Source organism: Anaerobiospirillum sp. NML120449 (assembly GCF_023051105.1).
Taxonomy (GTDB): domain Bacteria; phylum Pseudomonadota; class Gammaproteobacteria; order Enterobacterales; family Succinivibrionaceae; genus Anaerobiospirillum.
In genome coordinates, this window is record NZ_JALKIL010000018.1 from 73953 (window position 1) to 86215 (window position 12263).

Here is a 12263-nt window from a genome sequence, read left to right on the forward strand (position 1 = left end):
AAGCGTCCGGAATGCTAATGGATATTGTGAGATACGGGTTGTTGTGGAATACGGGATGGGATCGGCCTTTGGGTGGATCCCGCACCGTGCATCTGAGAGCTAATTGCTGTCAACAAAATAGTGTCGGTGATGGCTGATGACTTTGGTGATGCGGTCGATATCGTCTATGCGGATATTACAGTTGAGGGTAAGACGCAGGCGGGCCTGACTTGCCGGTACGGTAGGATGACGTATTGGCATGGCCAGCAGGCCATAGCGCTTGAATATGTCACTGGCCTCAATAGCCTTCTGGCTGTCACCGGTAATAAGAGGCTGAATCTGGCTTTCTGATGGTGCCAGTCCCAGCTCTTTGAGGTTATTGTGCAGATACTGGGTTATTTCCCTGAGGTAATTGCGCTTGTAGCGCAGGGCGTCACTGGCAAGCAGACCTACCACATAAAGGGAGAAGGTCACATTAAAAGGCGGCAGCGCTGTGGCATAGATAAGAGGCCTCATGAAATTGACCAGATAGTCCTTAACCTCACGGGAGCACAGCACAAAAGCTCCAAAGGAGCCTATGGCCTTGCTCAGAGTGCCCATGATGAAGTCTACCTTGTCCACCAGGTTGAGCTCCTTGCACAGACCAAGGCCGTCATCGCCATAAAGACCAAAACTGTGGGCCTCGTCGACATAGACCAGCACATTGTCATAGCGCTCCTTGAGAGCCACAATCTCTCTGAGACGGGCACGGTCGCCATCCATGCTGAATACGGACTCGGTAACAATGACTATGTTTTCATACTTGTCGTGATACTTCTCAAGCAGTATCTCAAGATGCTTCATGTCATTGTGGGCAAAGCGCATGCTGCGGGCCTTGCTCTGAAGCATGCCATCAATAATGGAGGCATGGGCCAGACGGTCTACCAGCAGCAGATCATTGCGGGTAAAAAGAGTGGAGATAATACCGGTATTGGCATCAAAGCCTGAACCTATATACAGACAGGTGCGCTCTTTTTCCTTGGGAGCTTCATAGCCCATGGCGCACTCACGCTCAGCCAGGGCCTGATAGTCATCAGTCTCACAGCCGCTGCGGTGACGCATCTCATTACTGGCAAGTTCTCTGCCCCATACTGACTGACTTTCACCGCTGAGCTCCCCCTGAAGGGATGGTACACAGCCGTTGAACAGCGAGGCTACCAGATCTTCAAAATAGGCATAGGACAGGTGATTGCCGGTAAGAAGGCGTGAGCCGGTGGCACCCGAGCACAGGGTACGCAGCATAAACTGGGTAGCGTAATTGCTGCCAGTACCTGAGCTGTCCATCATGGTATTGATGAAAGATGAAAGAAATTTGGTATCGCGGGCTATACCCAGATAGTCATTGCTCGACAGATCAATATAGCGGCTGTGGTCAACCACGATATTGTCATCCTGGAAATTGATAAGAGGCAGTTCGCGCAGATTGCCCGCATCCTGACGGGCTTTGAGCTCTGATCTCAGTCTTTTGTAAAATTGCATGCTCACAGCATTCACCTGCCTTATCTGAAAAGAACCATGACTGTCATTTAACCCTGCCCCTTATGCCCTGCCCACATGACAGAGCAGCATACCAGGCCCTCTGCAGTGCGCCTTTGCCCGGCATGGCCCTGCTGGCCATCCATTGCCTGGACTTGCCACGCATGCTCCAGTGGTGGCCTTGCCCTGCCGGGCAATGCCTGACCAGTATGAGCCCGCCCTTGCGGGCAGTGCCACGCACTGTCCAGGCTGAGCCCGCCCTTGCGGGCAGTGCCCCGCATTGTCCAGAATGAGCCCGCCCTTGCGGGCAATGCCTGACCAGGCTGATCTTATGCTCAATGGAGCATTAGAATCCTGCGGTAAGTCCTGTCCATGGCCTTACCAGAGCCTGCAGTCTGCCCATATGGAGGCCATATTATGCTCATGCCGGTATGAGGCATTTTGTTACCGGCAATCGCCCGAAATTCAGGCGCATAAATTATATGGTTTATAGACCAGGCACTCAACAAAATCAGGAAATTTAGCCATCTTTTGACCTGCTCATTGCTCAGTACATGCAGCTTGCCAGGCAGCTCCCATATGCCAGGTGCCCTTATTACAGGCCAGAGAGCTGGCGCGCACGATAATGACAGCGCGTCTGTAGTACATGCGCCTTGTATGTGCTGTCTGGCATGTGCTGTCTTACACCTGCTCTCTGGAATGTGCACACTGGCACGGGAATATGCACGGGACGTGGTGTTATGGGGCAGATAAGTGATTCTGCGGACATATGTGGGGACGGGGCCTGGAAATGATAAGGAAATGCAGGAGGCGCGTGCGGGTCGGGCGTGCTTTTGCGCCTGTGCTAATATGTGGGTTCCGTTTATTTCACGTCAAAAAGGATGTTATTGGATGGTTTCCAACACTGACACCAAAGACATGGAGCAGGTACACGCCTGCCAGTGCCATGATCAGAAAGGGGACAGCAAAGCTGCTTCTTCTTGCTGCCCTGACTCTTCTGCCGTTTTAAATGAGAAGGAGCAGGAGACCAGCTCAGGTTGCAGTTGCAGCTGCACTGACAGCGCCCCTGAAGGAAGCTCATCTCATTCAGCCCATGGCTGCTGTGGTGCCACTGAACATGCCCACAGCTGTGGCTGCCGTGCCTCAGATTACCAGGTACATCAAAGCAGTGCCGATCTCTTTACTGACGAGCCTGTTTTTGTCGGCATGAGCGTGGAGCAAATCAGCAGTGAAATTCTCGAGCGCCTTAAGAGCGGCGGTCAGATTACAGCCAATGAGGCCCGCTGGTGTATGGAGCAGATGCCTCTTGAGGATCTGATGGAGCTTAGCCACAAGGTAACCTCCAGCGTAGCTTCAAAGCATGTCAGCCTGTGTTCCATTACCAATGTCAAATCCGGCCGCTGCCCTCAGGACTGCAAGTGGTGCGCTCAGTCCATGCACTTTAAGACCGGAGCTGAGGTCTATGACGTCAAGAGCAAGGAGCAGTGCCTTATTGAGGCCAGAGCCTGCTATGAAAAAGGCGTGGAGATGTTCTCCCTGGTAGCCTCTGGCAAAAAGCCTAACCGCCAGGACTTTGAAAAGCTCCTTGAGGTAGCTGACTACCTGCGCGCCAATGTTCCAATCAAGCTGTGCGCCTCCTTGGGCCTGCTTGATGAGGACATGCTCACTGAGCTCAAGGCTCATGGTATCGAGCGCTACCACTGCAATCTGGAAACAGCCCCAAGCTATTTTGACAGGCTGGTAACCCGCCACACCATCAAAGACAAGCTCAATACCTTAAAGGCAGCGGAACTCGTGGGCATGGAGCTGTGCTCAGGTGGTATTATTGGCATGGGTGAAAACAGCCTTGACCGTCTGGAGCTGGCTCTGGCCCTGCGCGAGCTGGGTATCAAGTCCATCCCGGTAAATGTGCTCCACCCTATTGAGGGCACTCCTCTGCACGGTTCAGCCCCTCTTAGCGATGAGGAAGTGCTGCGTGCTGTCAGCATGTTCCGCCTCATCAATCCTGATGCCCATCTGCGCTTTGCCGGCGGCCGTGCCCTGCTGAGCGATGAGGTGGTCAACAAGGCTATCTACTGTGGCATGAATGCCGCCATTGTAGGCGATCTGCTCACTACCCTTGGTTCTGATATCAACTCAGACCGCGAGCGCTTTGCCCGACACCACTACGATCTGCCGGAAATCCCGGCCACCGCAGCTGCCGGCGTTCAGGCCGCTCTGGACTCAGCCCACTGACAGCCATCAGGCCGGCCCGTCCGTCCTGACGGCCTGTCATTACAGGTCGCCCTGCAGAACCTGTCCAGAGGCGTGCCCCGCCCGGACGGTCCGCTTCTGCAGGCATTGCATGCCCGCATGCTGGCATGCAGGCGATCCGCCCCACAGGCCGCTGTGCGGTCCTTGCAGATAATGGCCCAATATACTGATCCGGCCTGAGCTTATGGCCGTGCAAGATTACTGCAGACGCCACCGTATTGTCATTACCTGAGCTAAAACGGTTCTGACAGCGGTGGCGTGCTTTTTAAAGCTAAATAGACAGGAGGACAAATGAGTTTTAACGATCTCATTGATACCTTTGACCAGCAACACCTGTGGCACCCTTATACCTCGGCCCTGCAGCCGCTGCCGGCACTGAAGGTGGTCAGCGCCCGTGAGCGTACCCTTACATTAAGTGACGGTACTGAGCTTATTGATGCCATGTCCTCATGGTGGTGCTGCTCTCTTGGCTATCAGGTCCCTGCCATTACCATGGCGCTCAAGGAGCAGGTCGACAGGCTGCCTCATGTCATGTTTGCAGGCCTTACGCATGACCCGGCCATCAATCTGGGTAAAAGACTGTTAAAGCTGCTGCCATATATGGAGCATATCTTCTATGCCGATTCGGGATCAGTGGCCACTGAAGTCAGCCTGAAAATGGCCCTGCAGTATCAGCGCGCCCGTCAGCGCCCGGAGCGCACCAACTTTCTGACCGTACGCTCGGGCTATCATGGCGACACCTGGAATGCCATGTCAGTATGTGACCCTGAGGGTATGCATACTGTCTTTGGCAAGGCCATGCAGCAGCGCCTCTTCGCCGCCAATCCTGAAACCCCGTTCCCGGGCAGCACAGTATTCAGCAAAAAGCGTCCGCACTACGCCCCCGCCCCGACAGGCAGCATCGCTCCTGCAGGTGCCACCGCAGGCGCAACTGCAGGTGCAACTGCAGCCGGAGCCGGCGCTGTACAGGCACCTGCTGCGCCAGGCTGCGCTTTTGACCGCCATGACCTTGATGACATTACCGCCATGGTGGAGTCGCACCAGTCAGAAATCGCCGCCGTTATTCTTGAGCCAGTGGTTCAGGGAGCAGGAGGCATGCTCTTTTATCATCCTGAGTTCTTAAAGGGCTTAAGGGAGCTGTGCGATCGTCATGACATTGTGCTCATTGCCGATGAAATCGCTACCGGCTTTGGCCGTACTGGACGCATGTTTGCCTGTGAGCATGCCGGTATTGAGCCTGACATCATGCTGCTGGGCAAGGGACTGACAGCCGGATATATGACTCTGTCAGCCGTGCTGTGCCGCAGCCATATTGCTCAGGCTGTTTCCCAGTCCGATCCTTATGTCTTCATGCATGGCCCTACCTTTATGGCCAATCCTCTGGCCTGCTCAGTAGCCTGTGCTGCCATTGACAGCCTGATGAACTTTGACTGGGCCGGACGTACTGCCGCCATTGAACGCATTTTCAAAGAGCAGCTTTACCAGTGCCGTGACTTCAAGTGTGCTGTTGAGGGCCGCGCTCTTGGTGCTATTGGCGTTATTGAACTTAGTGAACGCGCCAATGTCCCTGCCATTCAAAAGGAATGTCTCAAGCTTGGAGTATGGCTGCGTCCAATGGGCAATCTGCTCTATGCCATGCCACCGCTGACCAGTACTGATGAGGAAATGATGAAGATATGCTCAGCCATGAAGGCCATTGTGGCCGCCATGGACGACGGCACCATTGCCTCAACCTCCCTGCCAGTAAACGACAGTCTTATCTGACCATCAAACGCGCAGCGCCCGCCCATGCACCATAACTGCCGGGCAGCCCGCCGCCGGCGCTGGCTGCGCTGAGCGCAGCGGCTCCGCTGCGCTTTTTATCAGGGCCGGCACACAGGTGCCTGTCCTTAAACGCAAAAAGGAAGCCCGGGGGCTTCCTTTTTGCTTTATGCGCTGCGGGCAGGACTATACGGTCTGGCCGTGCAGGGCGCGTGGATTGAAAATCTCGTTGAGATTGCAGCGCAGATTGAGCGAACGCTGATTCTTGCCTACTGTGGCTATGATGCGGGTCTGGGTGAAGCGCTCAATAAGATTGCAGGCATCACAATGGGCATAATTGCTCTCATCAAAGCCGTTGACAATAATGCCCTGAGGGGCAAAGCCAATGTTTCTCAGGTAATAGACGGCCAGAGATGCCTGATTTAATGAGCTTGAGGACATGCGCAGCACTACTACGGTATTGAGCTTGAGCCTTGAGATCAGATCCTCCTGCATCAGTACCTGGTTGTCCTCCATGATAAGCGGACAGATAACCTCACCTGTACCCTCAACTACCATGACAGGGTGAGTGGCCACGTTCCAGCCAAAGCGCTCCTGAATAACACGGGGATTGATGAAGTTGCCGCTTTCGCGGGCTGCAAGATGGACAGGCAGATTCTCGGAGTAGACATAAGGGAGCATTTCGCTGAGCTCCTGGCCTACATTGCACTTGTTCTGAATAGCGGCTGCATCACTCATTTCAATGCTGCTGATGCCGGCCTGAGCAAATTTGAAGTATCCTGGATTCTGTCCAGAGCGTTTGAGCGCCTGAATAAGCAAGGATGCAATATAGGTCTTGCCTACCTTGGGCTCAGCTCCCAGTAAAATCACACTCTTCATGAAATACTCCAAAAGCGCACTCAAGCTTGCGCACAAACTAACCGAAACAAATACTCCCTGTCTGCCAGCAGGCTCACATACACTTCAGGCAGACTTTGCTGCCTAAATAATAGCCTATGCTGCAGACAAGTAAAAGCCACCCCGATCGCACAATAGCCATATTCACTGCTGCAGCTGCAAATAACAAAGCGCATCGCTGTCCCCATCAGGGTCAGAAAAGTCGGGACTTTGCTGCCCTGTAAACGTTCAGGCCATTGCAATTGCCCGCCTTGCCCGTCCGCCATATACAAGGCAACACCTGATGAGCGCCCAACTGGAATGATGTTTTCCGTATGATCCCTGAGCAAAGGCAATGGAGGCACTATAAGACAGTGGCCATAATGGCCATGACCGGCATGTCCCTGACATGCATGCCCATGACAGGCCCGTACCTGACCAGCATGCCCATGACAGGCCCCTCGCTGACCGGTATGCACTGACCGGCATGATCTGACTGACATTTGCCCTCCTGTCACAGCCCCCGAACAGCCTTGAACAGCGCCGACAGGTACGGCCCTGCAGGCTTGGCAAGCAGCAGGACTGCGGGTCTTGCCAGGCATTGCCAGGCCATTTATTCTGACATGCTGAATAAGGCCAATGCCCTGATATAATGCACAGCGCAATTTGTCCTGCTATCCGCCTCGGTTCATGCCATGGTGCAAAAACCCACGATGCCCCCATCACGGGCTGTGCCATAACCGGCTCTGCTCGCCTGAGGGACAGCACTTCAGTCATGGCAGGCGCTGCTGCGTCAGGACCATGAGGGCGTCGGGACCAGGTATCCGGGACACTATGACAGGCATATGCAGCTCCTGCTAAGGACTGCATGTTTTCCAGTGAGGTTTTTATGGCGGACTACTCTTTATTACGCAGGCTTAACCTTGCCAACCCATGGCATTTGCTGGCTGTAGGCCTGGGTTCAGGACTGTCGCCAAAGGCCCCAGGAACAGCCGGTTCCTTTCTGGCCATGTTTTTCTGCATGGGCCTTTTGATGTGCCCATGGTATGTCACCATTATTACAGCCGTTGTAACCTTTGTGCTGGGCGTCAAAGCCTGCAACGAGGCTGAAAAGGCCATGGGAACCCACGATCACGGCGGCCTGGTGATTGATGAATTTGCCGGCATGTTCATCTCCATAGCCTTCTTCCCTCAGGGCCACTGGGAGCTTGCCATTCTGGCCTTTATCCTTTTTCGCTTCTTCGATATTCTCAAGCCTTTCCCGGTCAACATTGCTGACCGCAATATCAAAAGCGGCCTTGGTGTAATGGTAGACGATGTTCTTGCGGCCCTGTATGCCCTGGCAGCCGGCCATATCATTCTCTACTTCTTCTCAGACTGGCTGCTGCTCAGCTAATCCCTGGGACCATAAACACAGCCAAGGCCCCCATACCTGCCGCCACATGCTGCCGCCCGGCATTACAGCTCTACTTTGTCCCGGCCATGCAAGGCACATGTGTCCTTGCAATGAGCAGCCTTCAGCGCAGGCACAGCCATGAATGCCGCAAGCATGGCCACGCGCAGCATGACGATGCGCAGCATGACTGTGCAGAGCAATGCCGACTGGACCTGGCTGTTCCCAGGCCAAAAGTTCCCGGCAACGCATGGCATCATGCCAGGTAAATTACAGCCCCAACACGGCAGTGCTGTGCGGCACGGAGCGGCGAGGCGCTCAGTAGCAGCTGCCAGCGCCCGCGCAAAAGAAAGGCCCCATAATGACTGAACATTACGGGGCCTTTCTTTTTTTTCTCAGCGCCGGTGTGTACGGGCTCAGGAGCCGGACAGTCAGCTTGCCAGGAAGCCGCCTGCCTGCTGCTGCCACAGATGATAGTACAGGCCGCGCTTTTCAAGCAGCTGCTGGTGGGTGCCCTCTTCGACTATGGTGCCCTTGTCCAGAACCAGGATGCGGTCCATTTTAAGCAGAGTAGACAGACGGTGAGCAATGGCTACCACTGTTCTGCCCTCCATAATGGAGTCCAGATTCTCCTGAATGACAGCCTCAGACTCTGAGTCCAGGGCTGAGGTGGCCTCGTCAAGAATAAGAACAGGCGCACCTTTCATGACTACTCGGGCCAGAGCAATCTTCTGTCTCTGACCACCTGAGAGCTTGACGCCGCGATCGCCTACCATGGCATCAAAGCCCGAGGCTCCCTTGAAGTCAGACAGACTGGTAATAAAGTCCAGAGAGTCAGTCAGGGTGGCCGCGCGCAGCAGCTCATCTTCGTTATACACAGAGCAGCCGTAGGTAATGTTTTCACCTACAGTACGGTGCAGCAGCGCCGGATCCTGGGCCACCATGGCAAAACCTTCATGAAGATCTTCCTGACGCATATTGCGCACATTGATGCCGTCGACCAGCACTTCACCTGAGCTGGTGTCATAAAAACGCAGCATCAGGGCTATCAGCGTGGACTTGCCCGCTCCTGACGGACCTACCAGACCTACCTTTTCACCCTGCCTGATATGCAGGCTCAGGCTGTTTAATACAGGCTTATCCTTGCGGTAGGCAAAACAGACATCACGAAACTTAATATCACCCTTGATGACACCTGGATTGTCAGGGTTCTCAGGATCCTCAATGGCCTTTGGCTGAGCAATGGTGTTGATGCCGTCATAGACAGTACCGATATTTTCAAAGATAGCGCCTATCTCCCACATCATCCAGCGTGACATGTTGATAACACGGATGGATACGGCAATGGAAATGGCTATGCTGCCCGGGGTAATCAGAATTTTGGCCCACAAAAACAGAGCCAGAGAAGTAGTGGAAATCAGCAGTGCATAATTCATCAGCTGCACTGAGACATCAAAAAGAGTGAGGATACGCAGGGCCTTATACTCAGTGCGTATATATTCGCTCATAGCATCCTGGGCATAACGGCTTTCACGGCCCCTGCCACCAAAGAGCTTTACTGTGGAGATATTCACATAGCTGTCTACTATGCGGCCCACCATGTCAGAGCGGGTATCGGCCTGACGCTGGGCCATACGGCGCAGCTTGGGAATAAAGATGAAAATAGCGCAGCTGTACAGTATCAGCCAGCCCATCAGAGGCAGAGCCAGATAGAGGTCAGAGTCAGCCAGCATCCAGGCCATGGTGGCCAGATAAACCACCAGATGGATAACCACATCCATGAGCTTGAGCACTGAGGTGCGCACAGCCATGGCTGTCTGCATCACCTTGTTGGCTACACGTCCGGCAAATTCCTCGGTAAAAAAGGACAGTGACTGTCCCAGCAGATAGCGGTGTACCTGCCAGCGTATCTGCATGGGGTAGTTGGGTGAAATGGTCTGATGGAGCAGCAGCGAATGCAAAATGGTGGCTACCGGCAGAATAAAACCGGCCATGAGCAGCATAAAGACCAGGGGACGGCCGTACTCATTGATAAAGAAAGAAGGCAGACTGCTGCTGGTCCAGTCCACTATCAGGCCAAGGCAGATAAAGAACAGGGCTTCGCCGGCAGCCATCAGGGAAGTCAGAATGGCAATGAAAAAGAGAAATGGCCACAGACCACGGGTATAAAAGAGAATGAACCTGATAATGCCCTTAGGCGGCTCACCCTTAATATCCTCGGGAAAAGGAGGGACCAGCGTCTCAAAAAAGCGCCATACTCTTTCCACCATCAACCTCCATCAAAAAACTCCGAACAGCTCTTCGGCCTGAAAGCCCATACCCAAACCGTCATCCGCACCAGCCCAGCCAGCAAGGCCGGCACAGCTGGCCAGCTGCCAGGCCAGCCACCTGACCAGCTCCGCCGCCTTGCAGCTCCGCCGGCCAGGCATAACCTGAAAACTCAGGCAGCTGGTACACGATTCCGGCATGCCATGATACTCCCAAAATACCATTATGTAAGTATGGCCATGGTACTTAAAGCATAAGCATGCCCCATAAGACCTCAGTTCAGGCATAAGCATGCCCCATAAGACCTCAGTTCAGGCATAAGCATGCCCCATAAGACCTCAGTTCAGGCATAAGCATGCCCCAATGGCCCCAGGTTCAGCCATCACCTGGCCCCAGGAAATCTCAGTTCAGGCATCATGAATGATATCAGGACCAGCTATATGACGAATGCCCTGATCACTGACAGCCGCGATAAAAATACTCTTTTGCTCCGATTATGAGCGCCCGGACTGAGACGAATGTATCAGTGCCCCGCCTCACATCCTGACATTATGCTGAGTATTACCTGAAATGAGCCATGGGCAGGACCTTATCCTTCTCAAGTGACAGACCCAGGGCTGAAAAAGGAACGGCATTTGGTCTTAGCATGCTCTGCCCAGCATCACTGGGATGGGGGTCATTAGTGCCCTCAGGCAACACCACACATAATCGAACTGCTCTCCGTAAGTTTACGGGCAATATTTGCCACGTAAAATCCATGCATTTAAACCCGTTTAAATCCGCTTCACAGGTATATCTAAATGTATCATGCGCAGTAAAAATCAGATGTTTTGCCAGGTAATGCTTTGCTCCTTGAAAAGCCCACAGATACGGGATTACATTCGTAATTTAGATACATAAATATCATGAAATGGCATATTGGATGCTAATTACTGCGTAGCAACTTACAAGGTTATACAACTATTCTGATTAACAACTAAGCCTGCACACACATCAGACAGATTAGGGATCTGACTGCAGCAATTAGACAGCTGGGAGAGAAAGAACATGGCTTTATATGTCAATACGAATGTAAGCTCCATCAATGCGCAAAGAAAGCTGAGCAATGCCACATTAAGCTTAAATGTGTCCTATCAGCGCCTGTCCTCAGGCCTGCGCATCAACTCCGCCAAGGATGACGCTGCCGGACTGCAGATCGCTGACCGTTTAACCACTCAGATAAATGGTCTTAATCAGGGTAACAGAAACACCAATGACGGTATCGCATTAGCTCAGACCATTGAAGGTGCGCTGGACGAAACCACCAATATGCTGCAGCGTATCCGTGTGCTGGCTGTTCAGTCCGCCAACGGTACCAACTCTCAGAAAGACCGCGACGCAATTCAGGAAGAAGTAACTCAGCTTTCTCAGGAAATCACCCGTATTGCCAATCAGACCACCTTCGCTGGTCAGGAAATCCTGCTCGGTAAGAATAAAGGACTGATCCCTGCTGATGGCAAGCTTACTTTCCAGGTAGGCGCCAACGCCGGTAACACCCTCAACCTCAACTGGTCTGTTGCTTTCCACCTCAGCGGCATTGCCGACCAGGCTGGTCTTAATGCAGCCGCCCAGGCAGACGGAAAGAAGGGCCTGATTAAAGATGCCGGCAACAATAATGCAATCCGCTTTACTGTATCTACCGCATCAAGCGCTACCGCTACTCTTGCTAATATTGATGCCCTGATTCAGGCTGTTGACTCCAAGCGTGCCAACCTTGGTGCTTTACAAAACAGAATGGAAAGCACTATTCGTAATCAGGCAAACATCTCAGAAAATCAGTCTGATGCCCGCAGCCGCATAAGAGACACAGACTTCGCCTCTGAGACAGCAGCTCTGACCCAGAATAACATTATCCAGCAGGCCTCCCAGTCTGTTCTTGCTCAGGCTAACCAGCGTCCAACTATCGCACTGAGCCTGCTCGGCTAACAGCTGAACAACTAATTTCTATCTCTCATTATCATTTCAAGAGGCGGGGACCACCCCGCTTTTTTATGTTTTATAAAGCATAATTTCCAGATAGGAACTGTAGGTAATTAAAATGATTTGTATTTCTTAAGTATAATGACCTGAACGGAGGAACCTTATGGCAAACCAGATTCAGGTCACTTTAAACAAAGATTCTATTAATCAGCTGCTTGAGGCTGGTGACTTTAACGAAAAGCAAAGAAGGCTTTTCTAC

Annotated in this window: 8 protein-coding genes; 4 read left to right on the forward strand and 4 right to left on the reverse strand. The window is 53.0% G+C overall.

Features of this window, described 5'->3' with window-relative positions:
* Positions 1–99: 99 nt before the first annotated feature.
* Positions 100–1497 (reverse strand): 8-amino-7-oxononanoate synthase, encoded by a 1398-nt coding sequence (locus MXE41_RS06825; protein ID WP_246977172.1) that lies wholly within the window; start codon positions 1495–1497, stop codon positions 100–102.
* A gap of 888 nt (positions 1498–2385) precedes the next feature.
* On the opposite strand from MXE41_RS06825, the gene bioB reads away from it, so the two are divergent.
* Positions 2386–3729: a biotin synthase BioB gene (gene bioB, locus MXE41_RS06830; RefSeq protein ID WP_247099961.1), complete on the forward strand. Its 1344-nt coding sequence runs from the start codon at positions 2386–2388 to the stop codon at positions 3727–3729.
* 309 nt (positions 3730–4038) lie between these two features.
* Positions 4039–5511, forward strand: coding sequence for an aspartate aminotransferase family protein (locus tag MXE41_RS06835; RefSeq protein WP_247099962.1), 1473 nt, complete (start codon positions 4039–4041; stop codon positions 5509–5511).
* Positions 5512–5694: 183 nt separating this feature from the next.
* Here the strand turns inward: MXE41_RS06835 and bioD are convergent, their stop codons facing one another.
* Positions 5695–6387: a dethiobiotin synthase gene (gene bioD, locus MXE41_RS06840; RefSeq protein WP_246977169.1), complete on the reverse strand. Its 693-nt coding sequence runs from the start codon at positions 6385–6387 to the stop codon at positions 5695–5697.
* An 886-nt stretch (positions 6388–7273) separates the two neighbouring features.
* Between bioD and MXE41_RS06845 the strand changes: the two genes are divergently transcribed.
* Positions 7274–7780, forward strand: a complete 507-nt coding sequence (locus MXE41_RS06845; RefSeq protein WP_246977168.1) for a phosphatidylglycerophosphatase A — start codon at positions 7274–7276, stop codon at positions 7778–7780.
* 62 nt (positions 7781–7842) lie between these two features.
* On the opposite strand, the gene MXE41_RS13080 is transcribed toward MXE41_RS06845, so the two are convergent.
* The gene (locus tag MXE41_RS13080; protein ID WP_281503558.1) at positions 7843–7965 is read right to left on the reverse strand and encodes a hypothetical protein; all 123 of its coding nucleotides are present in this window, start codon (positions 7963–7965) and stop codon (positions 7843–7845) included.
* A 243-nt stretch (positions 7966–8208) separates the two neighbouring features.
* On the reverse strand, positions 8209–10047 hold the full coding sequence (locus MXE41_RS06850) for an ABC transporter ATP-binding protein (protein ID WP_247099963.1): 1839 nt from the start codon (positions 10045–10047) through the stop codon (positions 8209–8211).
* 1045 nt (positions 10048–11092) lie between these two features.
* On the opposite strand from MXE41_RS06850, the gene MXE41_RS06855 reads away from it, so the two are divergent.
* On the forward strand, positions 11093–12010 hold the full coding sequence (locus tag MXE41_RS06855) for a flagellin (protein WP_247099964.1): 918 nt from the start codon (positions 11093–11095) through the stop codon (positions 12008–12010).
* Positions 12011–12263 lie beyond the last annotated feature (253 nt).